Source organism: Mucilaginibacter flavidus (genome assembly GCF_024055575.1).
Taxonomy (GTDB): Bacteria; Bacteroidota; Bacteroidia; order Sphingobacteriales; family Sphingobacteriaceae; genus Mucilaginibacter; species Mucilaginibacter flavidus.
This window is the reverse complement of sequence record NZ_JAMXOE010000039.1, coordinates 1-26,723: the sequence shown is the minus strand read 5'-3', so window position 1 is coordinate 26,723 and position 26,723 is coordinate 1. Positions and strand designations below refer to the sequence as shown.

The window sequence follows — 26,723 nt, the reverse complement described above, 5'->3', positions numbered from 1 at the left end:
GTATCAGCCTTTAAATTCATTTTCACGCAAAATAATTTTATATTAGCCTTTACTTAACTGACATCCATGATAAAAAAGCTACTCCTGTCACTCCTGTTTTCAGGCGTTTTCTGTGCCGTTTTTGGCCAGGCCATCCAATCACCCGAGAAATTTTTAGGTTATAAGTTGGGCGAGCACTTTACCCCGCATTATAAAATTGTTGAATATTTTAAATATGTGGCCCAGGCATCGAAAAATGTAAAGCTGGTGCAATACGGCTCCACTAACGAGGGCCGGCCGTTGCTGGCTATGTTTATCGCGTCTGACGAAAATATTGGTAAGCTGGAGGAGATACGCCAGAATAATTTACGCCTGGCGGGACTGGAAACAGTAGCAGGTGGCAGTACGCCGGGCACCCCGGCAAATAAAGCTGCGGCTACTTCGGCGGCGGGGTCGACCAGTGCACCGGTGATTTGCTGGCTAAGTTATAATGTGCACGGTAATGAGCCCGCATCATCAGAAGCTGCTATGTGGACTTTGTTTGACATGGTTGATGCTTCTAATGCGCGTACCCAACCGTGGTTAAAAAATACGGTGGTGGTTATTGACCCATGTTTAAACCCCGACGGTCGCGACCGTTATGTAAACTTTTACAACTCGGTAGCCGGGCAAAAGCCGGATGCCAACCCATTTGCCCGCGAACACGCAGAACCATGGCCGGGCGGTAGGATAAACCATTACTATTTTGACCTTAACCGCGACTGGGCATGGCAAACACAAAAGGAAACCCAGGCCCGCGTGGCGCTGTTTAGCCAGTGGCTGCCTGAAGTGCATGTTGACTACCACGAGCAAGGCTATAACGCCCCCTACTATTTTGCCCCTGCTGCGGAACCTTTCCACAAAGTGATTACCCCATGGCAGCGCGAAATGCAAACCACCATTGGTAAAAACAACGCCAAATATTTCGACCAGAATGGCTGGCTGTATTTCACCAAGCAGGAATTTGATTTGCTGTACCCATCATACGGCGATACTTACCCGATCTATAATGGTTCGATAGGGATGACCTACGAGCAGGGCGGCATCAGCGCCGGCCTGGCAGTGCTTACCCGTACCGGCGATACGCTGACACTGGTGGACCGTGTAGCACATCACCACTCAACCAGTTTGAGTACGGTTGAGGTTACTTCGGCGTATGCAGAAAAGCTGCTGACCGAGTTTAAAAAGTTTTATGATAACAGTCGTGCTAACCCGCCGGGCGAGTACAAAACATACGTGGTAAAAAATGACAACGTTGACAAGGTAAACGCACTTACTGCAATGCTCGACAGAAATGGCATTCAGTACGGCTTCGGTTTAAAAAACAGTGTGAACGGCTATAACTATTCGAATGGTAAAAATGAGCAATATGAGGTTGGTCCTAATGATTTGGTGATCAACGCCTACCAGTCGAAATCGGTATTGTTGAATGTGCTGCTTGAGCCCAAAACTTTTGTGACCGACTCGAACACCTATGATATTACGGCCTGGAGTTTACCTTATGTTTATGGACTTACTGCCTATGGCGTAAAGGAATCGTTAAAACCGGCAACAGCAACCATTAGCGCGGCCAAGCCGCAGGTGCTGGTAAATGTACATGCTTATGCCTATGTAAGCAGCTGGTATTCGGTTAACGATGTCCGGTTTTTGGCGGCACTGATAAAAAATAACATCAAAGTGCGCTACTCCGAAAAGCCATTTGAAGCAGGCGGCAAAAAGTTTAACGCGGGCTCGCTGCTGATAACCCGCGCCGGGAACGACAAGGCCGACTTTGACCAAACGATTGCCCGCATTGCCACCCAGTTAAACCAGGATTTAACCCCGCTGATGTCGGGTTTTGTAGAGAAGGGGAATGACTTAGGATCTGATGTTATCCGTTTTATACGCCAGCCGCGGGTGATGCTTGCCGCCGGCGATGATGTAAACTCGGAGGCGATGGGCGAGGTGTGGCACTTTTTTGAACAACAGATTGGTTACCCCATCACGCTTGTGCGTTACAAAGATTTGAGCAGGGCCCGCCTTTCGGATTTTGATGTGGCGATATTCCCCGATGGTAATTATGACGATTTTCCATCCGACAAGCTGATAGGCTGGGTGCGCGATGGCGGCAAGCTGATTGCCATACAAAATGCAGCGGCACAACTGGTTGATAAAAAGGGTTTCCTGCTGAAAAGAAAAGAAGATAAAAAAGACGATAAGACAGATAGCAAAACAAAGGACCCAACCCTGCTTTCGTATAACGACCGCGACCGCGATGCCCTGCGCTCGAGCGTACCCGGTGCTATTTATAAAATAAACCTTGATAATACCCACCCGCTTGGCTTCGGGCTGCCAAAGAGTTATTACTCGATAAAGCTGAGCGACGATATTTATGACTTTTTAGGCAGCGAAGACGGCTGGAATGTAGGCACCGTTAAAAAAGACGGGCTGGTATCGGGCTTTGTCGGCCAAAAAAGTAAAGAGAAAATTAAAGACGGGCTGCTGCTTGGTGTGCAGTCGATGGGTCGCGGCAGCGTAATATACATGGCCGATGATCCGATTTTTCGCAGCTTTTGGGAGAATGGGAAGTTGTTGTTGAGTAATGCGGTGTTTATGGTGGGGCAGTAGGTAGCAGCAGGAATTAGTAGCAGCAGTTAAAAAGTAGTACCAACTACAAATGAAAAAAGCCGTTTTTACAAACCAGTTGTTTTTTAACCTTTTAACAGGGTTTATAATTTTATTATTGGGTTATAATGGTTTTGTATTCGCAATTGCTCCCAGCATTTATGGAATGGTTCCAATTTTTATTGAAATTGTTTTGTTAGTGTTGATTTTAACGAAAAGCCAATATGTGAAAACAGGAATAATAATATGGGCAAGTGTTTTATCCTAACGGGTTATTACAAGCCGGTGAAAAAACACATGCCGCTATTGTGTAGGTGTCTAACGCCTTCTCCAGGTCGTCAAGATTCAGGCCGTTAACCGGGTCGACCCCGATACCAACGGCTTTCAGGTTCTTGGTCTCCAGGCATTGCAAAATGCCTGCGTAGGTGGGGCATTCCACGGCGATTATATCTCCTGGTTTAGCAACCAAATCGAGGCAAAGATTGATCGCTTCCATGCAGCCATTAGTGACCAGTATCTCGTTCTGTGACAAGCTATGTTGCCATTCAAACGTATGTAGCGAAATCTGTTTCAAGAGCCGGGGATGTCCTTCCAGAAACGGATATTGAAAGTTGCTGCCTGCATGTTCGCGGACCGAAGACTGCATTGCTTTATTTATCCGGGTGACAGGCAGGAAGTCACTTGCCGGAGCGAGAGAAGAAAAATTAAGCAACCCGTATTTTCGGGGATTTTTAACCATCTCTGTTGCCATGGTATTAATCTCCACGGACGAGGGGATAGGTATAAATGTCTGTTCTTTGATTGCCGGCAAGCGGTTACCTGCTTTGGAATTGACATAATACCCGGAGCCCGGCTTCGAAAAAACAAGCCCCCTGGCTTCCAAAATGGAATAAGCTTGTACCGCAGTGCTCAAGCTCACTTTGAGCTCTCTGCAAACGGTGCGAACAGAAGGTATTTTATCCCCGGGCTTCAGTTGAAGCTGTAAAATCAGATCTTCAATCTTGCTGACGACCTGCTCGTATCTGAATTTTTTATCCATATCACCCTATTCTGTCTCAAATATAAGCCCATTCCCGAAAGTATGGGTTATCGACAAATATCATAAACTGTTATGGTTTTTTAGTTGAAGACCGTATCGGGTTTCCTATTGCCTTTACGCCGAACTTCGCCGGAGAAAATGTGAGCGATCAATCGGAGGTTTACGCCTAACTGTTAATAGCTCACCCAAAATCTAATTTCAATAAATAGGTATACTATGAAATCTGTAAATATTATCTCCATTTTCACCGGCATTTCTATGTTTATGTTTGGTTTCCTTAAATTGTTTTACCCGATCAGCGAATGGTTCCATATCCAGATTTCAAAAAGCGGCTTGCCAGGCTATTTATATTGGCCGGGCATACTAAGTGAAATTTTAGTAGGGTTGCTGTTGCTCTCGGCTGTTTTTTTTAGAAAAAGAATACCGCTGCATTTGCTAAAAATAGTTTTGCTGTTCGGATCGATGTGGGTTATTGGGAATATGGCCGTTGCCGTGTATGTGCATTTGCAGGCTGCTGTTCCTGCCTATGTACTGCCGTTAAAAATTAAACCGCCATACATGCCTTTATTTTTTATCGTGCTTGCTGCAATAAATATGCTTTTGATCAGCAAGGTACCGGCGAAAGCCGAAAATTGATTTTTAAAAAAGAAGGCGCTTATAATTCGTTATTTTTTGAAGGGTCGGCCACGTATTTGCATGTTGATTTGATGAAATATCTGATAATCAGTATATTTCATAGTGTTCCACCGTTCCGCAGAAAAATAGAACGCTTTAGGCATTCAGATTGTGCGGGTTTTATTTATAAAATCGGTATTCAAACAAAATGCCTTAACTGGCGAAGTAAGTTGTTGAATAACAGCCGTGGTGGTCAACTATTTTTATAATAGGTTTCCAATTCCCTTAAACGCTCCAACTGGCCTGGTCGCGGGTTAATAAAGGGACGCGCTTTTTTAATTAGCATGAGTGCGTCATCCAGGGTTAGGCCCGTTTTCAACAGGTAAGCCGTTGCCATGGTTGGTCCGCGGCCGAGCCCCTGCCGGCAGTGAATGTATACCTTCCCGCCGTTTTTGATCTCTGCATCGGCGAAATCCGCACCCTTTTGCAACACAGCCAATGGCGGCGGCGTATTATCGGTGGTGGGCAAATGCAGGTACCTAACGCCTTTATACTGCGCTTCGTTATACACGGAATGTATGCGCATATTTATAATGGCTGTTACGCCCAAGGCAGCCAGTTTACGCAAACCGACTAAGTTGTACTGGCTGCCCAGGTACAGGTTGGCCGTAATTTCGCACCGTTTAAGGCGGGGCATCCCGAAAATTACCCGGTAAATATTATCGGCGTTATATTGCAGGAACAAACCGGTGATGGTGAAAAGACTTTTTACTTTGGCAAGCATAGCTTATTTCTTTTGTGCAGGTACGAGTATCCGTATAGACTTGGGCACAATTTCTATCTTTAGTTTTTTGGCGGAGCGCGCCGCATCGTCGCAGATATAGGTTTGTTTTTTGGGCAGGTTGATGGTGATGTTTTTACAGGCCCAATGCTCCAACACTTCCGACTCCTGCTGAAACAGCGTACTGCCGGCCACTTTCAGCAAGGAGCTAAGATCGGTATCGTGCATCAGGATTACATCCAGCAGCCCGTCGGTTACGCTAATGCCCGGCAGCAGGTCGAAATCGCTGATCCCGATATTCCCGGAATTGGTCACCGTTAGCGCCACCCCGCTTGCGGCTATTTTTTGCCCATCGATCTTCAGCCGGTAATTAACGGGCTTTGCAGCGGCTACAGTCTGCACTGCTGTTACTCCGTAGGCCAGCTGGCCAATTTTGTCTTTCAAACTCCTGTCCGCTTCGGTCACCATAGCCGCCATTATGCCCAGGTTCACCCGCAGCAGGAAGGGGTCGCCATTAACCAGGCCCATATCGATGGTCCTGATGCGGTGCCCTTTTCGCAGCAGCGCCAGTGCTTCCACTGTGTCGGTGGGTATGCCCAGTTCTTTAGCCATTACGTTAGCTGTGCCGCCGGGAATGATGGCCATAGGCAGCGATTTTCCATGCAATGCTGCCGCTACCGCGGTGACACAACCGTCGCCACCGTAAACGGCTAACAGGTCGGTATTGCCGATCAGCGACCGTGCTATTTCACCTGCTCCTTTGTCTTTCTTAGTAACCGAAATGTCCCAGTTAACCCGGCTGCCGATAAACAAACGATTGATATAAGACAAAATGGGTTCTTCCTTGCCTGAAGCGGGATTGATGATAAAATGTATATGTTTAAATTTCACGCGTGCGGTTTTGATAGCAACACCAATTGCACGGATAAGTTTAGCTGCAAAAGAACTTCATGGTATGATAATGATAATTTAACAGCAGGCGGGTGGGATTATAAGGTGCCGGCAATTGCCAGGTCAGCTTTGCAAGCTAACATAAGCGGTTTGATGGTTTTTCGCGGTTGATATCAATAGATTTATGTTGCATAAGCTATCGACATGTTTTGTCGACCAAAAAGCAGACGTGAAAAGTACTGACACCAATTTGTCAGTACTTTTCACGTTTTTAGCCTGGCAGATAATGTAAAAACCGCGTTTCTGATGTAGAAACGCGGTTTTTATATTGCCTGGTTGACGTTCCACTGTTCCACCCTGTTCCTTATGTTTCACTGTGCACAGGAACACCAATTAATTCCCTTTCACCCTTCCTTTTTCGTCGTCGGCGCCGCTTTGATGCTGGCGGGCCTTTATTTTACTGTTGCCAAAATTGTAGGTGAAGGTAAGGCGGGCCACCTGGCTGTCGCGCTTTTGGCGGATGTCGAGATCAATGCTTTGGTACTTGCTGGTAACATCGTTGCGGCGGGTGTTAAAAATATCGCTCACCGAGAATTTAATGTTAGCTTTTTTATCGGCAAATGAATGGCTCACCCCGGCATCTACCGAATATTGCGGATGCACGCTAAACAAACCATATGTTAATGCCGACTGGTAATTTGGCGTTAGTTCAAACCGGTATCCTTTAATAGGAGTAAAAGTTTCAGTAGCGCGGAACTGGTAAGCAAATTGCCCCTTGTCTAAATTACCCCCCTCAAGCCCTTTCGATTTGAAGCCCAGGTAAAAGGCGGTGAGGTTCACGTCGCCTGTCCACCATTTGGTAATGGTATAGCTGGAGTAAAGGTTAGCATTGTAGCCGTTTTGCACCTGCAGGTTTTGCTGGGTTACAAATGCAACTTTGGTTGCCGGGTCGGTTCCGGGTACTTCTGTCATAACGTCGGTAGTACGGTTGTAACCCAGTGTTAAAGTGGTGTTCTTATTATAGGTGTAATTCAGTTCGAAATTGTTGGTGTACTGTGGCTTTAAATACGGGTTGCCTTTTTGATAGGTGTATGGGTCGAGCCTGTAAACAAAGGGGTTAAGGTTGTCGTACTGCGGGCGGTCGATCCTGCGGCTGTACGAAAAGCTAAGCTCGTTTTTGTCGTTAAAAGTATGGTTTACAAATACGCTTGGAAACAGGTTGAAATAATTGCGGGCAATGTGCTGCACTATGTTTGATGAGTCGCCTGTAGCGTTTGAGCGGGTGTACTCGCCGCGTAAGCCAAGTTGTACCGATGTGCCTTTAAAATCTTTGTTAAAGTTTAAATAGCCGGCGTCAATTTTTTCGTCGTACATAAAATGATTGGTGCTCTGGTACGAATCGCCAGCGGCCAGTTTTTCCATCAGGTCGTTATCAGTTTTTACATCGCTGAATTTTGCGCCTGCTTCCATTTTTAGCGACTTGCCGAGCGGCTTGCTGTAGTCAACTTTAGCCGTTTTTATTTCGATGGTTGATGGCGTAAGGTTTCCAAGGAAAGCCTGTGGGTGCTGCGGGTTGCCATCGGCCAAAAAGAAATTGGTTACATACTGGGCTGTAGAGTTATTGGTGAACTTCGAATAATCCAAATCGGCGCTGATCTGCTGACCGGCGGTATCTATTTTATAGGTGTCGTTTAAATTGGCGGCAAAGCTATGGAAAGTTTGCTTGATGCTGGTAACCGTACGCAGCGACGAATCGACCTGGGTAAAATTACGGCCGATATTAGTCCGGTTGTCATTGCTGTCGTTTTCTGAGTTAAAATAGCCGTTAACTACAAAGCCCAGCGTGTTTTTCGACGATGTATTAAAATCGGCGCCCAGGCGATAGCTGTTGTTGTGGCGGCTTTGCGGCATGGCAGTATACTGGTTAAAGTAAGTTTGGTGGCCGGCAGTGTCGGTAACAATACGTTTTAAACCGATATCCTGCATACGCTTGTTATCATCGTGACTGAATGAGCCGAATATATTCACCTCGCCAACTTTATGGTTTAGCTGTATGGTGCTGTTATCGCGGCCATATTTGCCTTTGCCAACGCCCACGGTAACGCTGCCGTTGGTGCCGCTTTGCTTATTCTTTTTTAGTTTGATATTGATAATACCCGAATTACCGGCTGCATCGTATTTAGCAGATGGGTTGGTGATTATTTCGATAGATTGTATAGTGGTGCCGTCGGTCGAGCGCAACAGCGTAGCCAGCTGTGCCGAAGTAAGATAGGTGAGTTTATCGTTTATCATTACGGTTACGCCCTGTTTGCCTTTCAGGCTGATGTTGTCGTCTTTATCAACAGAAACACCCGGAGCACGCTCCAATATTTCCAGGGCAGAGTTACCGGCGGCAAGCACGCTGTTTTCGACGTTCATAACCGTGCGGTCGACTTTACGTTCGATCAATGGTTTTGTGGAGGTAACCGTCACCGCATTTAATGCATGACTTACCTGCTGCATTATCAATTGCGGCACGGTAACAGTAGCGCCATCGGCCACGGTAAACGGCTGACTGGTTGTTTTTTGATAACCAACAACGGTAACCTTTATAATATAGGTGCCATTAGCCACGCGGTCGAAAGCATAAGCGCCGGCATCATTACTTAAAGTTCCTTTAACAACCGATGAGTCGGTGGCTTTTAGCAAGGATACGGTGGCAAAGTCCATCGGTTTGTTTTTATCGTCGAGCAAGGTGCCGGTTATTTTTGCCGAGGACGATTTGGAGGGTTGCGCATACGTAGCTATACCCGCGGTTGTTAGAAGGATGATGGCAAGTAGTTTTATAAATATCGATTTCATGATGCTTAATTTTCAGGCAATAAATTGCCAGGTAAAAGAATTTTTGTTCTTTTTTAAAAGGTGTTAAGTAAATTTTAATTGTTCCGGCCGTTTGCCGGCAGATAGGTTTATTTTATGTAGTCGTTGTTTATTTCATAGTTGTTAAATGCGTTATTCGTGTTTTTGGGAAATAACCAGGCATTGCCAGTTTTATTGCTTTGTTTGTAAGATGTAAAACAGGCCGCAAAGGTTACATCGTATTTCCCGCTTTTTGGTCAAAAGGTGGTTTTCATCGGTAAACCGCCCTTTTTCATCGGCGAAATTTCAGTCTATTGGGCGGCGGTTACGGTTAAAAAAATAGCGATGGGGTTTTAAACCCATCGCTATCATAATTTTTCTGATTGTTATGTACCGGTAAATTACTGTTTCACCGCGCTATCAGTCCTAACAGTATCCCTTTTGACAGGAACAATAGTGTCAACCTTGCATTGCAGCCCGTTATTGGTCATATTAAATATGGTGTAGGTTACTTTGTTATCAGTATGGTTTAAATCATGACAATCATATAAGTTAACGCCTTGTACATAGTTATCAAGCTTTTGGTCGATAATAACTTTTGCGTTTACCGGCAGTTTTAAGGTAAGCACGACTTCTTCGGCGTGCCACACGCGATTTGGCCTTTTACGCAGGGTATAGTCAAATTTTAATACTGTATCCTGTTGTGCAAAAACGTAGGTGGTATTGCGGGCGTTATATAAAGCAGCCTCATAGTTGCCTCCACTGGCCCTGAACGATTCTTCAAGCACAGGTGTACTAACGTCGCTTCGTTCAACATACAGCGTTACGCTGCGCGGCTCGTTATGAAAGCCATTGTAATCCTCATCAGTAACCACCATGTTTTTGAAATGGTTCTTTATATCAAGCCGTACACTATCCTCGTGCGAAAAATATTTGATATCATTCAACTTCAGATAATAGGTGTTGTTTTTTGTTGGCTTTAGGTTAACTGTTTCGGTGAAGCTTGCCTGCTCCCTGAAACCCGATGCCACTTTAGTTGCAAAGAATATAAGCATGCCCAATGAGCATAGCCAAAGCACCAATAACACCGTACCTGTTGATTTGCCGATACTACCCACATTAAATATACCTTTAATGGTTACCAGTATAATGGTAATCACCGGGATAAAGGCAACCAGGAAACCGGTTGTTAAAATTTTGTCAACAAGCTCGCTGTTAGCCATGCGGAAGGGCAACAAATGGTCGCCAAACTCGGCCCCAAACCCAATGGTGCCAACATACACAACAACCAGGAAGATAGCAGCGCCAAATGCCGCCAGCAGCAGGCATACCCCTAGCATTTTTATAAGCACTTTACCTGCCCCGTTAAAAAAGATACCTAAGTGATGGAAAAAGTCGCCGGCAAAATCGCGGGCTTTGTAAACAAATGGCCTGGCTTCATCGCCAAAGTTGTTGAGGTTTTGGCGCATCGAGCTCATTTCCTCTTCAAAGTTCTTTTTAAAACCCTGCAGGTTTTGTTTTTCGCCCTTCATGGCCATCCTGTCGGCACGGCTTACGGCTTTTGGTATTACTATCCATAGTATGATATATAATAGCAAACCGCTGCCGCCTACCGGGATAAACAATGCAAAAGCAAGCCTCATCCAAACAGGGTTTATATTAAAGTAATTGGCAATGCCCGCGCAAACACCGGCTACCAAATGATCATCAGGGTCGCGGAATAACCTGCGGCCTTCGGTGCTGTAATTGTATATAGGAGCGTGGGCCTCATCACTTTCGGCGCTTTCAAAATCAGCCACCGAGCCCATTTGTTCAATAACCTGGTTAACGTCCTGCTCCACAATAACCTGCTTGTTTTCTTTTTCAAGCAATTCGCTAAACATTTCGGCAATGCGGTTTTCAATATCGGTAGTTATTTCAAGGCTGTCGGCCGAGTTTGAGAAATGACGTTTTACCTCCGTCATATAGTTTTTTAGTATCTCGTAGGCATCCTCTTCAATGTGAAATACGATGCCGTTTATATTTATGATGATAGTTTTGTTCATGATGATAATAATTTGCGGTTTTTTATTTTCTGTCCCCAATAGCTGTCTGAACAGCAAATAATAACTCTTCCCAGGTCTTATCCAGTTGCGCCAGCACCGTTTTACCCTCTTCTGATAAGATATAGTACTTACGCGGCGGCCCCGATGTGCTCTCCACCCAATTATAGGTAAGGAGCCCATTGTTTTTTAAACGGGTGAGCAAGGGATACAAAGTACCCTCAACTACAAGCAGTTGGGCTTTTTTAAGCTCGGCGATGATATCCGAAGCATATGTTTCGCCCTTTGCAATTATGGAAAGAATGCAATACTCCAGTATCCCTTTCCGCATTTGGGTTTGTGTGTTTTCAACAATCATACAACAAAGATATATGTTTTAAATTGTATTATGCAATACATAGTACTAAAAATATTTCAATTATAGGCGAATCATAGTTTATTTTAAAAAAAAGCGATGTTTTTTAAGATTTAGCTTGACAATTTGATAATGTAACACTACTTTTATGATTAATTAACTATTAACTGATCTTATTATTAACGAAATGAAAAAACTTTTACTAGTAAGTTTGTGTTTCATAATGTTTTGCGCTACGCAGGCATTTGCACAAAATCGAACAATTACTGGTACGGTTACTTCAAAGGATGACGGTTTTCCGCTTCCAGGAGTAAGCGTTACAGTACCCGGAACTCAAGTTGGTACAGTAACCAACGACTATGGTAAGTTTACCATCAAGGTGCCGGCATCGGCAAAATCATTAGCATTCACATTTGTAGGTTACAACAGGGTTGTGATCGCAATTGGTGCAACTGACCTTGTAAATGCGACCCTTGAAACAAATGCAAAAGAGTTGAAAGAAGTTGTGGTAACCGGTGGTTACGGCATTAAGCAAACAGCCCGTTCAAACTCAAACTCTGCACAGGTGGTTACCGCTACCGAACTGAACACTGTTCGTGAGCCAAACATTAACAACGCTCTTGCCGGTAAAGTTGCTGGTATCCAGGTGCGCAGCCAGTCGGCAGCAGCTTTGGGCCGTAACACCGAGGTAAGGTTGCGTGGTGCATCAGGTTTTGGTACTGGCGTTGGCGCACTTTATGTGGTTGACGGTACTATCCTGCCTAACATTGATGACTTAAACCTTGATGACGTTGAAAGCGTTACAGTTTTGCAAGGTGCAGCAGCAGCAGCCCTATTAGGTTCGCAGGGTGCTAACGGTGCAATCGTAATCACTACTGCTAAGGCTAAAAAGAATGGCGGCTTAAACGTTGACCTGCGTATTGGTGCAACCTGGGACAAGGCTTACATTGAGCCTAACTACCAAAATACTTATGGCGGTGGTAACAACCCGGTATTTACCCAGTACAACTGGAAGGCAGGCGATCCTGATCATTGGAAATCATTAAGCGGTAAATACTACCCTGATTATTCTGATGATAGTAGCTGGGGCCCTAAAATGGTTGGTCAGGAGTACATTCCATGGTATGCATGGTATGCCGGTACAAAATACACAGGTAAAACTGCCTCGTGGACACCACAGCCGAATAATACTTCTGAATTCTACCAAACTGCGCCACTGCTTGACAACAGTTTAACTTTTAACAAAGCAGGCGACGATTACAGCTTTAAATTAAGCTATGGTAACGTTTACCAAAAAGGTATTATTCCTGACCAGGACTTGAAGAGAAATACGCTGAACTTAAATTATAACTATGATTTAAGCAAGCACTTCTCGTTATCAGCTAACATTAACTATACCAACCAAAAACTGCACGGTGTAGTCGACGATGGTTATGCTAACCTTGGAACAGGTGGCTTTACTCAATGGTTCCACCGCGATATTGACATGGGTATATTGAAAGAACTTAGAGGCTTACAATACGGCCCTAACCAGTATGCAACCTGGAACCACAACGATCCTAATGCATGGAACCCGGCTAACCCGACTTCGTTTTATGGCGCAAACTACTGGTATAACTACTATACCTTCGAAGATTTGGAGCAGATTCACTCAAACCGCGACCGTTTATACGGAAATATAGCCTTCACGTACAAAGTTAATAACGACTTAAACTTTAGGGTTACTTACCGTAAACAACAAAATACTACATGGGGCGAAACCATTGTGCCTACCGCGCTTGAAATCGGTGCAACACAAACAGGTGTAAAAGCACAATATGCTACAAGTAACTCTTACTCAAACCGCGAAAACTTAGAGTTTTTAGCAACCTACCACAAAAAGGTAAAAGATTTCACAATTGACGCTAACTTCGGTACTGACCGTTTTAACTCAACTGCAAAAGTAAACGCTGAAAATACTGTTGACGGTTTAACCATCCCTGACCTTTATACAATTGGGAACAGCGTTAGTGCTCCCGGCATTTTTAACGGAAGGACAACAGAAGCTTACAATGCTGTTTTAGGTCACTTATCACTAAACTGGAAAGAACTGATTTATTTAGACGGTTCGATACGTAACGACTGGTTCTCAACTTTCCCGCAGGCTAAAAACGACGTATTGTCAAAGGGAGCAGGTTTATCGTTCGTTTTCAGCGACTTGCTGAAAAGCCAGGATAAATGGCTAAGCTATGGTAAATTAAGGGCCAGCTATGGTCAAATACCTAAAGCGTTAGGTTATGGTAACGAAGATTTTGGTGCTTACCGTTACCCTGGTGCATCATACGGCGTAAATCCTCAGAAATTTAACGGTCAGTTGATAATGACTACTCCTGACCAAAGCGTTGACCCTAAGATTCATGGTTCAACAGTAACCAATAAGGAGTTAGGTATAGACTTGCGTTTCCTGAACGACAGGATTAGCGTTTCAGGTACCTACTTTACAGCTTCTGAAAAGGACATTCCTTTCTCAATTGGTGTGAACGGCGCCAGTGGTGTAAACTCTATTTTGACTAACTTCGGTGATGTTGAACGTAAAGGTTTCGACATAAACGTTAACATTTACCCGGTAAAAATCCCTAATTTCTCTTGGCAGGTTTCATTAGCCTACGAGAACTTATTACAGGATAAAGTTGTTGAAATCAGTAACAAGTACAACGTACAGCAAGTTATTGTTAGATACAACACGTTCTCACAGGTGCCTTACCTGGTTCAGAAAGCCGGTGCTGCATGGGGCCAGATTTTTGGCGCAGGTATCCTCCGCAATGCTGCAGGTGTACCAATCCTTGATGGTTCTGGTTTTTACCAGAGAAACCCTGCTGTTTATTACGGCAGCGCGCTTCCAAAACATACAGGTGGTATACAAAACACATTCAACCTGTTTAAAGATTTCGCCTTTAACTTTAACATAGATTACCAGTTTGGCGGTAAATTCGCTTCATTAACTGATGCCTTCGGTTCATTCTCTGGTACAACTTACCGTACCGCAGCATTAAACGACAAAGGTAACCCTGTTCGTGATAACGTTGCTGACGGCGGTGGTATTCACCAAACAGGTGTTGACGCAAACGGCAAACCGGTTAGTATGTATGTTAGTGCCTATGATTATTACCACAATAACTTTAACAACGGTACTGAAGATGAGTTTGTTTATGACTTAACCTTCATCAAATTGCGTGAGGCCGGTATCTCATACAAAATCCCTGTTAAAAAATTAGGAATTGGTAATGTTATCAAGAATGCAACATTCCAGATACAGGCACATGACCTATGGTTAATATATGCTAAAACAAAAGATTTCGATCCATCACAGATTAGTGCAGTATCAGGGGAATCAGGGCAATTACCTGGAACAAGAGGTTTCGGATTTAACTTAAGAGTTGGTTTCTGATCGGTAGCTAAACGAAAATTTAATTTTAATATTTAAAAACGATGAAAAAGATTTATATATACACGCTAACGACCCTTACACTGCTGGGGGCCGCAAGCTGTAAAAAACCAAGCGACTTCGGCACGACCAACAACGACCCGACTGCGGTTCGGAACCCTGTTGTGAGCGCGTTGCTGGCAAACGTAGAAAATAACCTGCCGGTTTACTCCTCAACAGGCGCATTGGCCGGCGGTGCATACGCCCAGTATTTTTCTGAAACCCAGTACCCGGGCACCTCGCTTTATGCGGCGCCTGTTACTTCGTTCACAGGAAACTACAATGGCGACCTGGAAGATTGTCAGAATGTAATTGGTCTTAATCAAAGCAAAAACTCAGTTGCCGCTGCTACCATATTGCAGCAGTACATTTTTTGGGTATTAACTGATAACTTTGGCGATATCCCATATAGCCAGGCCTTACAGGGTTTAAAGGCTATCACCCCGGTTTATGACAAGCAGGAGGACATTTACAAAGGTATTGTTACCAAGGTTCAGGGTGCCGTTGCCTCAATGGATGGTGGTTCGGTACCGGGCGACCTTTTTTATGGCGGCGATGCTGCATCATGGAAAAGGGCCGGTAACTCACTCGTGATGCTGGTTTCTTTACAGGCATCTAAAAAAGTACCTGGAGCAAGTGATTTTTATGCAACTGCATTTAAAGCTGCTTTAGCTGCGGGCCCTATTACAACAAATGCACAAAACTTTGGCGTAGCATACCCGGGTGGTAGCTTTAAATCGGAATGGTACAACTTGTTTAACGGCAGGCAGGATTGGGCCGAAAGTAAAACCATGACCGACTACCTGAAAGCGACAAACGACACCAGGAAGACGGTTTATGGCGGTTCATTCAGTGACCCAAATCAAATAACAGGCGGTACAGTAGGTTCAGATGATGGTGTTCCTTATGGTGTTGACCGTACAACCGCAAATAACTATATTGCTGCCAACGCTGATTGGGCGATGGTGTTACGTGCTGATAAGCGTACCCAGGCTTCAAGGGTTGAAGTTATAACCGCTTCTGAAGTTGCACTTGCAACTGCTGAGGCTATTAATATAGGCTGGACAACAGGCGACTTGGTTGCCACTTACCAAAATGCTGTTAACCTGTCGTTTGCGCAATGGGGCGTTGATGCACCTAACGCTACATATTTCGCCAACTCCAATGTTGTTGTTACGGCAACTCCAGGCGCTGCAAACGATAAAAATATAGCGGTACAGCGATGGGTAAGCGCATATCCTGACGGCCACATGGGCTGGGATATCTGGCGTAAATCAGGCTACCCTGTTCTTATACCTGGTCCTGGCGCATCAAACTCTTCAAAGAAGATTGTTAGAAGGTATATTTATGCAACCTCTGAACAAACCACAAACAGCGCCAGCGTAAAAGCTGCCATTGCAAGGGAAGTGCCTACCGCAGGTACCGACTCGCAGGACAACGCCGTATGGTGGGATGTAATTGGTCAGACTCCGTGAGTTTAGATTAGTTTTTAACATTAATTCGAACTATCATAAGCGGAATAGAAAATATAGTTACCGCTTATGATAGTTCACTAACACTAAAAAATTATAAAGATGAAAAATAAATTTTTACAATATACGCTCATTGGCTGTTCGGTGATGACGCTGTTTAGCGCGTGCCGTAAAGACCCATTTAGCGGGACAGAAACTAAGCAATCGGGTAAATCATACGTGTATATTACCGAAGCCCAGGAAAATGACCTGCACTTTTTACCGTTTACTGATATTAAAACGGTTACTGTGTTCTCTTTAAGGAGAGATGCAGCAAGCAACGCCGACTTGCAAAAATCGGCATCTATTGTGTTGACGTCACTTGACCTGGCTGCATACAATGCAGCTAACAGTACCGACTACACCCCGATACCAACAACGTTAGCAACACAAACCGCTGATCCTTCAATTGTAAGTTCAGCCTCCGGTGTAACATTTAACCTTGCTCCCGGTGTTTTTGCTAAAAACTATTCATTGGATATTGATGGTTCTAAATTTGACCCATCAAAAAAATATGCAGTGTTGCTGGCAATAACAAATTTTAACGGGTATTCGAAAATGCATGCCGCTAATGGTGTTGCATTAGATACAATACTGGTTACTTTAGGTGTTAAAAACATTTATGATGGGGTATACCATGCTGCCGGCTTATTTACACGTTATGCCGCCGACTTGAGTCAAATTGATCAAAGGGTAATTAACCAGGATAAAACGTTAGGTACCGTTGATGCTGCTACTGTTTCATCAACAGTTGCTGATTTGGGTGACGGCGACCCTATAACGTTAAAGGTTAATGCTGATAATTCGGTGACTGTGACTTTTGTTGGAACTAGCTTAAGCAACTTGCCTGGGCCATTTACCCAGGTAGGTGATAACTTCTACGATCCTGCTACTAAAACGTTCACATTACATTATCAATACAGAGGCAAGTTACGTACCACTGAAGAGACTTTAACGCTTAAACAATAACCGGGCGTTTATTCAATAAAGCAAGCCGTTCATTTTTAATGAACGGCTTTTTTACTGGGTAATGATTCCGTTAGCTATGTCTTTTATTTGTATGTTTTTTATAAAAACAAGGTATATTGCAGATAGATAAGGAATGCGAACAAATATTAATCATTAAATAAGATGAAAATATTGATTTTTGGGCTCTTTATAGCGGGCATTTTTTCGAATGCGCTGAGCCAAACAATATCTGTAAGTGGAACTGTTAAAGATGCGCAAGGGCAGGTGATCCCCCTTGCTTTTGTGCGCGATGTGCAACATTATTATGCAACCTATGCCGATTCGGCAGGCTCGTTTCTGCTTAAAGCCGATCCTTCATCGGTGTTAGTTGCAATTGCCAACGGATTTGCAGATACGCAGGTTAAAATAGAGAATAAAACCGTTGTGAATATAGTTATGCCAGCAGGAACATCGTCCTCGGCAAATGCGGCAGGTAATTCCGCAGGTTTGGCTGGTCCGGAGACTGGTGGCGGCGGTGGTGTGCCTTATTATCAAACCCTGATGACGCAAACCGGCTCAAGCACAGCCGTTGCCGCCGGGTTTGCGCACGAACCCACAAGAGGCAGCCAGTTTTTGCTGCTGCATTGGGTACACGGTTTTGCCATAGGTATTAAAGATTCGCTTTGGTTTGATATTAATAATTTATATAATTACGACAAGGCCAGCGGCTCCCTGTTGTTTACTAAAGATATGAAGACGGTGATGCGGATTAATAAGCCGGGGATAAAATACTTTTGCCTTTTTAACGGCAAATTACTTCCTCTTATTTTTGAAAACGCCTCGGCAATAAGTAAAAAGCCTTACATCGAGGTGCTGTTAAATAACTCCAAATACAAAATATACAAGCAAACAGATAATAAGCTTGTAAAGGCCGATTTTAAAAGCGATGGGATTATTACTTCAGGTAACAGGTACGATGAATATGTTGACTATGAACATTATTATTTCGTTAAAGCGGGCGATAAGCCAAAGGGAATTTCTTTAAAGAAAAAAACGCTGAAAGAACTGCTTGGCGGGGATGCCGACAAATTTATAGCCGCCCAGGGCGACCGGGATGTAGACGACGACTACGTACGCGAACTTGGCTACAGCCTGGCCCAATAATTTCGTTGTAACATTTTTTTTACCTTAAAACAACCCGGTTTATCTAAATGATGGAAACCGCACGTGCTTTCTGTAAAGAATATTTTTATCTTTAGGCCTTAAATCTTTTCAATATAAAATATGAAGACTATTACTACAAGCTTATTGCTTATAATTACCAGCGCCGCGGCGTTTGCACAAACAATTGAAGTTAGGGGCACGGTGAACAATCAAAAAGGCCAGCCCGTTCCATATGCTTTTGTACGCGATGCACAGCATAATTATGCAACCTTTGCTGATTCAACCGGTACATTTATGCTAAAAGCGGATCCGGCTTCGGCGCTGCAGGTGTCTGCCTGCAACTATAAGGAGACACAGGTAAAAATCGAGAATAAAACAAATGTTGCGGTGGTTTTGCCAGCCGATGCCCCGCAAGGTGGCGTTGTTTCATTAAAATCGGTAAAAGCAGAGATAAATGACGAGTTTTTACATCGCGGCCAATTGATGTTTGGGGGTGATGCAAGCCAACAGCAGGTTAAGTCCGGCTTTACGCAGGAGGCTACCAGGGGCAGCCGCTATTTGTTCCCTGATTGGATACCCGGATTCGGTATAAACAAAGGGGACTCGTTTGTTGTTGAAAAAAGCAATATGTACAACTACGACAAAATAAGCGGGAACATCTTATACACAAACGACGGTAAATCAATGGCCGCTGTTTCAAACAGCCAGATCAAGAGCTTTAGTTTGTTTGATAAGAGAGGACAGGCGCACGTTTACGAAAGCTCACCGGTTATAAAGGACAAGCTGTTTGTTGAGGTATTGTTGAGCACTCCTAAATATAAAATATACAAAAAGAGTGACTCGAAACTTAGCAGGGCCGATTTTCATACAGACGGCGTGCTTGAAATGGGTCATAGATATGACGAGTATGTGGATAATGACCGTTATTATTTTGTAGGGGCCGACGGTAAAGCGCAATCTATTTCGCTTAAGAAAAGTACATTAAAGAAGCTTTTTGGGGGCGATGCCGATGCATTTATTGCATCACAAGGCTCGAAAGATGTTGATGACGATTATGTTAGAGAATTGGGCAATAGTTTGGCCAAATAATTTTAGGGTGAAAAAGCCCAATAACCTTTAGGTAAGCCAGGGAAGTAGTCTGGCGGTAAAAAGGCGGTCTTTTACAGATCGCCTTTTTTTGTAACAATTTTGTGGCGATTGAGCACTGTTGTGCAAAGGGTGACAAAAAAATTACGTGGTTTGCCGTTTTTTCGATTGAGCTCCAGCCGGTTGTTGTACTGATTGTATTTTTTTGGTAACTTATAGGCCCCTGACAGGAAATCATTTAATCTTTTAGAGAAATTAAAAAAATGAAAGCGATTATCACAGCAACAAGTTTATTGTTGGTTTTGGGCACAGTTGCCCTCGGCCAAACGGTTACGGTAAAGGGTACGGTAAATAATCAAAAGGGCCAGCCGATTCCTTATGCATTTGTAAGGGATGCACAACATAATTACGCAACGTTTGCCGATTCGACAGGGGCGTTTAAAATTAAAGTCGACCCCTCATCAACACTTTCGGTGGGCGCCAGTAATTATAAAGATGTACAGCTTAAACTTGATAATAAAACCGATGTAAATATCGTGTTGAGCGAAGGGGGTGATGATGGTAATGTTGCATCGCTTAAGTCGGGCGGTCAGGGCAGCAACTCGGAGTTTCTGCGGGCCAGGGATCAATTAGTTTCGGGCACAGGAACGGTAGCTGCAAGAGCGCAATCCGGAAGGGAAGGAGGCGCCGGCGGGAGTGACGTTACCTTAGTAAAGGCTGGGTTTGTAGGTGAGCCAACCAGGGGAAGCCGCTATTTGTTTGAAGATTGGGTGCCTGGTTGTGGGATTAATAAAGAAGATGGACTTGTTGTTGAAAAAGCCAACATGTATAACTATGATAAAATTGGCGGCGACATATTGTTTACCAACGATGGTAAATCAATGGCGAAAGTGTCAACAAGCCAGCTAAAGAGTTTCACACTATATGATAAAAAAGGACACGCCCACCTTTACGAAAATGCCCCCGAAATAAACAACAAGCCTTTTGTTGAAGTTCTGCTCAAGACCTCCAAATACATCATCTATAAAAGAGTTGATACCAAACTGAGCAAAGCCGACTATCACACTGATGGTGTGCTTGAAATGGGGCACAGGTATGATGAATACCAGGATATAGACCGTTATTTCTTTGTAAACACAGCCGAAAATAAACCGCATAAAATATCCCTCAAAAAAAGCGTGCTTAAAAACCTGATGGGTAGCGATGCCGATGCCTTTATTACTGCGCAAGGCTCGCGGGATGTTGACGAGGAGTATGTAAAGGATTTAGGTAACAGCTTGAATAATAAATAAACAGCTCTGAAATATAATAGAGAAGCCGGGCAAAAGTCCGGCTTCTTTATTGAAAAATAGTTCAATTATCGTTTATCAACACTATACTTCCCCGGTCCTATAAAAAACAACCCGGTAAACGTAACAGCGTCCTCAATGGCGTGTGCTGCGTCGTCCAGTCCACCACTGTGCAGGTGCATAGCGATAGCTACACAAAGGTTAATAACAAGCACCAGGCAAACTGGCCTGAAGGCGAGGCCTAAAATTAGCAGTACGCCACCAATGGTTTCAGTTAATGCTGCTGCAAGCCCCCAAACAATGGGCAGGAAGTGGATGCCGACATAGCCCATAGCGCCGCCAAGCTCTTTCCACATTTTGGGTCCACCCATAAGTTTCGGGTACCCGTGCCAGATAAACATAAGGCCAAGGCCAAGCCTGATAACAAGCAGGCCGAAATCTTTGTATTTTGCTAATTTGCTGAATAGTGCCATTGGTTAGTGATTAGTTGATTGGAGATTAGTTTCGAAAGGTATTAGTGGCTTTTTTTGCAAACATATAAAAACGCAAATATTTACAACCAATTTTACGTCTTAGGATAAGAAATATTAACGCCTGCCCCGGTAACCGAAAGTGCCATTTTTTTGCCTAACACCAGGCTGCAGTTATCAGGCACATGCCCTGCCGGAAAATCGAAGCATACCGGGTAATCGTAGTCTTTTACCACTTCCATTACAATTTCGGGCACCGTTTGCCCAAAGGGGATGTCGTTATCCTTCACATCGGTAAAGCCGCCTACAATGAGGCCGTTTAGCTTCGCCAGCTTGCCCGCCCGTTTAAGGGCGCGCAGCATACGGTCGATGCTGTACAGATATTCGCTTACGTCTTCGATAAATAATATTTTGCCCGTATAATCAATGTCTGAAACGGAGCCGGATAACGAAAGCAGCAGCGATAAATTCCCGCCTATCAGCAATCCCTCGCCCTCGCCGTTCCGGTTTAAAGCATGTGGTTGAAGTTGGTAGCTTATTGCTTCGCCGAATAGCGCCTTTCGTAACGTATCTAATGAACGTTTGGAAGCATCGGGAATGGTCATGGGCATTTGTCCGTGGATGCTGGCCGCATTAAAATTGGCAAACAAATGGGCGTGCAGCAACGTGATATCGCTAAACCCGACCACCCATTTGGGGTGTATGGCAAAGAGGCTAAAATCAACCATATCAATCATCCTAACCGTTCCATAACCGCCGCGGGCTGCAATGATGGCCTTTATGCTATCGTCATCAATAAAACGCTGAAAATCCTTTGCCCTGAATGCATCATCGCCAGCAAACTGGTGCCAGGAAGCGTTGACAGTATCACCAAGTACCACTTCCAATCCCCATGATTGCAGCAGATTGATAGCATCGGTCATCGGGTTAGGCAGTTTTTTTGCCGGGCAGGTGATGGCAATTTTATCGCCGGCCTTTAAGTATGGCGGGAGTCCGGGAGTCCGAAAGTCCGAAAGTCCGGAAGAAGTTACAGTTGTATCCATCATAAAATCGCTGCCGGCAAGGTACGTAAAATCTAAAAACTTTCTGGCTTCGGTGCTTCTAACCCCTTTTTGTCTTCGGACTTTTCCGACTTTCCAGACTAAAACGGTATCTTTGCCCCATAATGTCACAATTGAATAAATTTAAACGGTTTACAGTTACTTCGGCGCTGCCTTATGCCAATGGGCCGCTGCATATTGGCCACCTGGCGGGTGCATATTTGCCTGCCGATATCTTTGTGCGCTACCTGCGCCTTCAAAAAAAGGATGTGGTGTACATATGTGGCTCCGACGAGCATGGCGCTGCCATTACCATAAAGGCCAAAAAGGAAGACACTACCCCGCAGGCCATCATTGATAAATATCATCACCAGATAAAAACCAGCTTCGAGGAGTTTGGGATATCGTTTGATATTTATCACCGCACCTCATCACCCATACATCACGATCTTTCGCAGGAGTTTTTCCTGAATTTATATGAGAAGGATGAGTTTATAGAGAAATTTTCAGAACAGTATTTTGACGAGGACTACCAGCAATTTTTAGCCGACCGCTACATCATAGGCACCTGCCCCAATTGCAGCAACCCCAATGCATACGGCGACCAATGCGAAAATTGCGGCACATCGCTAAATCCTACAGATCTTATAAACCCCATATCAACCCTAAGCGGTAAGCCGCCAATATTAAAACTTACCAAGCACTGGTTTTTACCGCTCGATAAGTATCAGCCATGGTTGGAGCAATGGATTGACACCAAGGAGGGCGAATGGAAAGTTAATGTGTTTGGGCAATGTAAATCGTGGCTCAAATCGGGCTTGCAGCCCCGCTCCATGACCCGCGACCTCGACTGGGGTATTGATGTACCGCTGGAAGAAGCAAAAGGCAAAAAGCTTTATGTTTGGATGGATGCGCCAATTGGCTACATATCTGCAACCAAACAATGGGCTATAGATAACGGCAAAGACTGGAAATTATACTGGAAAAAACAGGAGAATGAGGCTGACGAAGCTTGCCTGCTACATTTTATAGGCAAGGATAACATTGTATTCCACTGTATTATTTTCCCATCGATACTGCATGCGCATGGCGAATATATTTTACCGCAAAATGTGCCGGCTAACGAGTTTTTAAATTTAGAGGGTGATAAGCTTTCTACTTCGCGCAACCATGCGGTTTGGCTGCATGAGTATTTGGAAGAGTTCCCCGGCAAACAGGACGAGTTGCGTTATGTGCTAACCTCGATACTGCCCGAAACCAGCGACAGCGAATTTACCTGGAAAGATTACCAGGCCCGGGTTAATAATGAGTTGGCAGATATTTTAGGCAACTATGTTAACCGTATAATGGTATTGATGCACAAATACTACGATGGAAAAGTAGAACATGAAACCGGTAAAATAGTACTAACGGACAAAAGTGTCAATACGGAGATCGGAAGGCTGTACGACGAAATACAGGTAAATCTTGAAGCATACAGGTTCAGGGCAGCATTGCAAAGTGTAATGAATATGGCTCGTTTGGGTAACGGTTATTTAACCGAGCAGGAACCATGGAAGAAGATAAAAACAGATCCGGCGCAGGCTAAGGAGGCTTTGCACAATGGTTTGGTACTAATGGGACATTTGGCGGCCTGTTTACAGCCGTTTTTACCCGCTACGGTAAGGAAGATGGTGGACATGCTAAACATTCCATTTAGTGCAATAGCAATGGACGCTGAAATGGCTTTTGCAAGCGGCCATCAGCTAAATAAGCCGGTTATACTTTTTGAAAAGGTAGAGGACGAAGTGATAGAAAAACAGTTGCAAAAACTTGCAGATAAAAAAGCTGCGACAGCACCAACACAACCGGCAATTGTACCTGCAAAGGAAAATATTAACTATGAATCGTTCGCTACAATGGATATCCGCACAGGGACTATTGTAACCGCAGAAAAGGTAGCCAAAACAAAAAAACTGCTGAAGTTAAGCATCGATACAGGGCTTGATACCCGCACCATTGTATCCGGCATTGCCGAATATTTTGAACCGGAAGCCATAATAGGCCAAAAGGTAAGCGTGCTGGTAAACCTGGAACCCAGGGAGATCAAAGGGATCCTGTCGCAAGGGATGATATTAATGGCTGAGAGCGCGGATGGCAAGCTGAGTTTTGTTGTGCCGGGCGGGGAAATGCATAATGGGTCGGTGATACGATGAGTGAGTGTGTGAATGAGGAACAAAGGGTTTTGACAAATCATCTATAATTTGCACCTTTGCACAAATTCAGGAAGCGAAAAGGTAGATCCGAAATCGACCATCCGAATTCCGAAATAAAAACAGGTCCCGTAGTTCAACGGATAGAATAGGAGTTTCCTAAACTCTAGATATGAGTTCGATTCTCGTCGGGACCACAGATAAAAGTAGTGAAAATAGCTAAAAGCCTGCAAATCAAATGATTGCAGGCTTTTGTTTTTTTGAAAAATACCCTAAAAAGCCACTTTTTCCTATATAAAAGGTGAGTAAAAAGGGAGTACTTTTCAAAAATTCAAATGTACTCACCAGAATCGTCATAAGTTACTGTAAATAAAGATGTTCTATAGTGAAACATCTTTATTTGAGAGGGTTGCAAACATAGTTTTGTAACCGTTAAAAAGTAATATTATGAGTACTAATTTCAATTTGTTCTTCTACCTAAAAGAACCAAAACGTTATAAATCAGGCCCTGTTCCTGTTTATTTAAGAATTACCATTGACTGTCAGCGATCTGAGATTGCTGTCGGTAGGGATATTGATCCTGCATTTTGGGATCTCGAAAAAAGGCGTGCGAAAGGCACTATGGAGCTGGCGAGGCAACTAAATCATCACCTGGACACCATTCAATCTAAAATAAAAGATGTTCATACCGGCATGATTGCGACCGGCGACGAGATAACCGCCAGGAATATAAAGGATGCCTATTTAGGTATTAATGCCCAATCAAGAAAGTTGCTGGAAATCTTTAGGGAGCATAACACTGAAATGGAAAGCCTGATTGGTAATGGCTTTTCAGATAACACACTCAGGACTTTCAAAAGTTCGCTAAAACACATGACGGAGTTTTTGGAAGTTAAATACGGACTTGAGGATATCAGCATTCGGAAAGTTGATCAGCCATTCATTAAAAATTACGATACGTTCCTCAGAACAAAACATTCAAAAGGTTAAACAAACCGTTGAAACATTTGTAGCTAACGGCCTGCACCAAAACTACGACCAGCTATTCGTTTTGATACTCGGTCGCAAGCAAACGCGCTACCCGAAGATAGAGAGCAACGGTTTTCCATTTGATCCCGCCGGCCAGGTTTTGGATTTCCAGGATCTTCTTAAACAAGTGACGCTTATGCCATCGGGTCGGTTGCATGAACTGGCCCTATTGGTTTCCAGGGAAAATAATCCGCCAAAATTAAAGCAAAACGACGCTGCGGCAACTTTTAAAAGAAGTCAGGCGATAAAAAAGAAGATAGAAAAGGAACTGGTCAAAAAAGATTTGCATGACTTGTTCGATGTGATATACTATGAGCCTCATTATAAATTTATCTACGGCCGGTTAATGGTACGCTCCGTTGAAGACCGCAAATATCCTGAACTCGATACTGACCATCCTGCCTGGTTCCGTTTGGAACTGTGGGATTTTTACGAATATGGATTGGAATTTATCGGCTATGGACGCGAAATACTTTTTGATAAAGATCTTCGATGGGACTTGCTGGATGGCGATAACGACCCGAGAAAAAACAACCCTGATTACCGTCATGAACATTTTCATTCTTTCATGAAGATCGCATTCGATGAGATGGTGACCTATGATCCTGAAACGGACGGTTATCATGGCTACCCAAGTTTATATTGCCATTTTCGTCATGACCGTGAACCGTTCATCGAATACACCTGGGGCAGAATGGGTAACCATAAAAAGAAAAAAAGCACCTTCAAATTCGATCCGGCAAAACGCACTAAGTTGCCTTGATAAGATAAAGGCACCTTTAAAAATTTCTGTACAACCCGGCCGCATGGAGCCGTCATCAACTTAGTAAAAAGCTTTTTAGCGTCCATTTGGAAAAAGATTAAGACCGATAACATTTAATCGCAAAGACTCCTGCCGTCTGAAATGGCTACCATAATTTAAAATATACACCAAAACCTAACGTGCTTTCTCCGCATAAACCAAAGCCTCATCAACCCCTTGCCCGAAGTTTTTGACCGAATAAGTAATCGCGACATCCGGCATCAGCGGGCCGTTATGCCCCTTCCAGTTTTCCCAATACCGGGTAGAATAGCCGATCACGATCTTCGTGTGCGGCAACCTGAAACCCCTTACCTCCCCATAATGGTTCACCGTACCACTCGTCGCCTCCCCTAATAACGTAGCATTGGTGTTCCGCTTAAAATCAATCGCGTTCATCAATGCTGACGAAAAAGTCTGCTTACCGATCAGTGGATATACCAATGATATTGACCCCTCTTCGCCAATCTAAAGTGACCCCTCTGAGTTAGGGTTTGAAAGAGAGTAAAGTTGTTGTACAGATAGGCTCCTGAGAGCGGATGTTTTTGT

The 26,723-nt window shown here is 44.1% G+C and carries 21 protein-coding genes and 1 tRNA gene; 13 read left to right on the top strand and 9 right to left on the bottom strand.

Going from position 1 to position 26,723, the window contains the following annotated elements:
• The first annotated feature begins 66 nt into the window (after positions 1–66).
• Both NAF19_RS29145 and NAF19_RS29140 read left to right on the top strand, forming a co-directional pair.
• Entirely contained in the window at positions 67–2,625 is a 2,559-nt protein-coding gene (locus tag NAF19_RS29145) for a M14 metallopeptidase family protein (RefSeq protein ID WP_252793907.1), read from the top strand.
• Between the two features lie 49 nt (positions 2,626–2,674).
• Positions 2,675–2,890, top strand: coding sequence for a hypothetical protein (locus NAF19_RS29140; protein ID WP_252793906.1), 216 nt, complete (start codon positions 2,675–2,677; stop codon positions 2,888–2,890).
• Here the strand turns inward: NAF19_RS29140 and NAF19_RS29135 are convergent.
• A complete protein-coding gene (locus NAF19_RS29135) occupies positions 2,882–3,661 on the bottom strand; it encodes an aminotransferase-like domain-containing protein (protein WP_252793905.1) in 780 nt (259 codons plus the stop codon). The two genes, NAF19_RS29140 and NAF19_RS29135, sit on opposite strands and share 9 nt — an antisense overlap.
• A 216-nt stretch (positions 3,662–3,877) precedes the next feature.
• Between NAF19_RS29135 and NAF19_RS29130 the strand changes: the two genes are divergently transcribed.
• Positions 3,878–4,297, top strand: a complete 420-nt coding sequence (locus NAF19_RS29130; protein ID WP_252793904.1) for a hypothetical protein — start codon at positions 3,878–3,880, stop codon at positions 4,295–4,297.
• Positions 4,298–4,529: 232 nt separating this feature from the next.
• Here NAF19_RS29130 and NAF19_RS29125 read toward each other — a convergent pair whose 3' ends face one another.
• From NAF19_RS29125 to NAF19_RS29105, 5 genes are all read right to left on the bottom strand, one after another.
• Positions 4,530–5,060, bottom strand: coding sequence for a protein-tyrosine phosphatase family protein (locus NAF19_RS29125; RefSeq protein WP_252793903.1), 531 nt, complete (start codon positions 5,058–5,060; stop codon positions 4,530–4,532).
• A 3-nt stretch (positions 5,061–5,063) separates the two neighbouring features.
• Positions 5,064–5,948 carry a diacylglycerol/lipid kinase family protein gene (locus tag NAF19_RS29120; protein ID WP_252793902.1) on the bottom strand — a complete coding sequence of 295 codons (885 nt, stop codon included), beginning with the start codon at positions 5,946–5,948 and terminating at the stop codon, positions 5,064–5,066.
• 393 nt (positions 5,949–6,341) lie between these two features.
• Entirely contained in the window at positions 6,342–8,789 is a 2,448-nt protein-coding gene (locus tag NAF19_RS29115) for a TonB-dependent receptor domain-containing protein (RefSeq protein WP_252793901.1), read from the bottom strand.
• A gap of 398 nt (positions 8,790–9,187) precedes the next feature.
• Complete coding sequence (locus tag NAF19_RS29110) at positions 9,188–10,831, bottom strand: PspC domain-containing protein (RefSeq protein WP_252793900.1); 1,644 nt, start codon at positions 10,829–10,831, stop codon at positions 9,188–9,190.
• Positions 10,832–10,853: 22 nt separating this feature from the next.
• Positions 10,854–11,186: a PadR family transcriptional regulator gene (locus NAF19_RS29105; RefSeq protein ID WP_252793899.1), complete on the bottom strand. Its 333-nt coding sequence runs from the start codon at positions 11,184–11,186 to the stop codon at positions 10,854–10,856.
• A gap of 184 nt (positions 11,187–11,370) precedes the next feature.
• On the opposite strand from NAF19_RS29105, the gene NAF19_RS29100 reads away from it, so the two are divergent.
• From NAF19_RS29100 to NAF19_RS29075, 6 genes are all read left to right on the top strand, one after another.
• Positions 11,371–14,610 (top strand): SusC/RagA family TonB-linked outer membrane protein, encoded by a 3,240-nt coding sequence (locus tag NAF19_RS29100; protein ID WP_252793898.1) that lies wholly within the window; start codon positions 11,371–11,373, stop codon positions 14,608–14,610.
• 41 nt (positions 14,611–14,651) lie between these two features.
• Positions 14,652–16,121 carry a SusD/RagB family nutrient-binding outer membrane lipoprotein gene (locus tag NAF19_RS29095; RefSeq protein WP_252793897.1) on the top strand — a complete coding sequence of 490 codons (1,470 nt, stop codon included), beginning with the start codon at positions 14,652–14,654 and terminating at the stop codon, positions 16,119–16,121.
• Between the two features lie 99 nt (positions 16,122–16,220).
• Positions 16,221–17,126 (top strand): BT_3044 domain-containing protein, encoded by a 906-nt coding sequence (locus tag NAF19_RS29090; protein ID WP_252793896.1) that lies wholly within the window; start codon positions 16,221–16,223, stop codon positions 17,124–17,126.
• A gap of 162 nt (positions 17,127–17,288) precedes the next feature.
• On the top strand, positions 17,289–18,269 hold the full coding sequence (locus NAF19_RS29085; RefSeq protein ID WP_252793895.1) for a carboxypeptidase-like regulatory domain-containing protein: 981 nt from the start codon (positions 17,289–17,291) through the stop codon (positions 18,267–18,269).
• A 120-nt stretch (positions 18,270–18,389) separates the two neighbouring features.
• The gene (locus NAF19_RS29080) at positions 18,390–19,358 is read left to right on the top strand and encodes a peptidase associated/transthyretin-like domain-containing protein (RefSeq protein WP_252793894.1); all 969 of its coding nucleotides are present in this window, start codon (positions 18,390–18,392) and stop codon (positions 19,356–19,358) included.
• Positions 19,359–19,618: 260 nt separating this feature from the next.
• Positions 19,619–20,647: a carboxypeptidase-like regulatory domain-containing protein gene (locus tag NAF19_RS29075; protein ID WP_252793893.1), complete on the top strand. Its 1,029-nt coding sequence runs from the start codon at positions 19,619–19,621 to the stop codon at positions 20,645–20,647.
• A gap of 65 nt (positions 20,648–20,712) precedes the next feature.
• Here the strand turns inward: NAF19_RS29075 and NAF19_RS29070 are convergent, their stop codons facing one another.
• Both NAF19_RS29070 and NAF19_RS29065 read right to left on the bottom strand, forming a co-directional pair.
• A complete protein-coding gene (locus NAF19_RS29070) occupies positions 20,713–21,117 on the bottom strand; it encodes a DoxX family protein (RefSeq protein WP_252793892.1) in 405 nt (134 codons plus the stop codon).
• Positions 21,118–21,209: 92 nt separating this feature from the next.
• On the bottom strand, positions 21,210–22,157 hold the full coding sequence (locus NAF19_RS29065; RefSeq protein WP_252793916.1) for a S66 peptidase family protein: 948 nt from the start codon (positions 22,155–22,157) through the stop codon (positions 21,210–21,212).
• A 122-nt stretch (positions 22,158–22,279) separates the two neighbouring features.
• Between NAF19_RS29065 and metG the strand changes: the two genes are divergently transcribed.
• The 4 genes from metG (at position 22,280) to NAF19_RS29045 (ending at position 26,138) form a co-directional block, all read left to right on the top strand.
• Positions 22,280–24,349, top strand: coding sequence for a methionine--tRNA ligase (metG, locus tag NAF19_RS29060; protein ID WP_252793891.1), 2,070 nt, complete (start codon positions 22,280–22,282; stop codon positions 24,347–24,349).
• A 122-nt stretch (positions 24,350–24,471) separates the two neighbouring features.
• Positions 24,472–24,543, top strand: a tRNA-Arg gene (locus NAF19_RS29055).
• Between the two features lie 250 nt (positions 24,544–24,793).
• A complete protein-coding gene (locus NAF19_RS29050) occupies positions 24,794–25,336 on the top strand; it encodes a phage integrase SAM-like domain-containing protein (RefSeq protein WP_252793890.1) in 543 nt (180 codons plus the stop codon).
• The gene (locus tag NAF19_RS29045; RefSeq protein ID WP_252793889.1) at positions 25,251–26,138 is read left to right on the top strand and encodes a hypothetical protein; all 888 of its coding nucleotides are present in this window, start codon (positions 25,251–25,253) and stop codon (positions 26,136–26,138) included. Before NAF19_RS29050 ends, NAF19_RS29045 begins: the two co-directional genes overlap by 86 nt.
• Before the next feature lie 174 nt (positions 26,139–26,312).
• Here NAF19_RS29045 and NAF19_RS29040 read toward each other — a convergent pair whose 3' ends face one another.
• Entirely contained in the window at positions 26,313–26,618 is a 306-nt protein-coding gene (locus NAF19_RS29040; RefSeq protein WP_252793888.1) for a S41 family peptidase, read from the bottom strand.
• Between the last annotated feature and the right edge of the window lie 105 nt (positions 26,619–26,723).

Bases quoted from the DNA above. Each gene is read 5' to 3' on its own strand.
- NAF19_RS29115 (WP_252793901.1), bottom strand. From the start codon at position 8,789: ATGAAATCGATATTTATAAAACTACTTGCCATCATCCTTCTAACAACC.
- NAF19_RS29075 (WP_252793893.1), top strand. From the start codon at position 19,619: ATGAAAGCGATTATCACAGCAACAAGTTTATTGTTGGTTTTGGGCACA.
- NAF19_RS29080 (WP_252793894.1), top strand. From the start codon at position 18,390: ATGAAGACTATTACTACAAGCTTATTGCTTATAATTACCAGCGCCGCG.
- NAF19_RS29100 (WP_252793898.1), top strand. From the start codon at position 11,371: ATGAAAAAACTTTTACTAGTAAGTTTGTGTTTCATAATGTTTTGCGCT.
- NAF19_RS29125 (WP_252793903.1), bottom strand. From the start codon at position 5,060: ATGCTTGCCAAAGTAAAAAGTCTTTTCACCATCACCGGTTTGTTCCTG.
- NAF19_RS29085 (WP_252793895.1), top strand. From the start codon at position 17,289: ATGAAAATATTGATTTTTGGGCTCTTTATAGCGGGCATTTTTTCGAAT.
- NAF19_RS29130 (WP_252793904.1), top strand. From the start codon at position 3,878: ATGAAATCTGTAAATATTATCTCCATTTTCACCGGCATTTCTATGTTT.
- NAF19_RS29065 (WP_252793916.1), bottom strand. From the start codon at position 22,157: ATGGATACAACTGTAACTTCTTCCGGACTTTCGGACTTTCGGACTCCC.
- NAF19_RS29110 (WP_252793900.1), bottom strand. From the start codon at position 10,831: ATGAACAAAACTATCATCATAAATATAAACGGCATCGTATTTCACATT.
- NAF19_RS29140 (WP_252793906.1), top strand. From the start codon at position 2,675: ATGAAAAAAGCCGTTTTTACAAACCAGTTGTTTTTTAACCTTTTAACA.
- NAF19_RS29145 (WP_252793907.1), top strand. From the start codon at position 67: ATGATAAAAAAGCTACTCCTGTCACTCCTGTTTTCAGGCGTTTTCTGT.
- NAF19_RS29070 (WP_252793892.1), bottom strand. From the start codon at position 21,117: ATGGCACTATTCAGCAAATTAGCAAAATACAAAGATTTCGGCCTGCTT.
- NAF19_RS29105 (WP_252793899.1), bottom strand. From the start codon at position 11,186: ATGATTGTTGAAAACACACAAACCCAAATGCGGAAAGGGATACTGGAG.
- NAF19_RS29135 (WP_252793905.1), bottom strand. From the start codon at position 3,661: ATGGATAAAAAATTCAGATACGAGCAGGTCGTCAGCAAGATTGAAGAT.
- metG (WP_252793891.1), top strand. From the start codon at position 22,280: ATGTCACAATTGAATAAATTTAAACGGTTTACAGTTACTTCGGCGCTG.
- NAF19_RS29090 (WP_252793896.1), top strand. From the start codon at position 16,221: ATGAAAAATAAATTTTTACAATATACGCTCATTGGCTGTTCGGTGATG.
- NAF19_RS29095 (WP_252793897.1), top strand. From the start codon at position 14,652: ATGAAAAAGATTTATATATACACGCTAACGACCCTTACACTGCTGGGG.
- NAF19_RS29050 (WP_252793890.1), top strand. From the start codon at position 24,794: ATGAGTACTAATTTCAATTTGTTCTTCTACCTAAAAGAACCAAAACGT.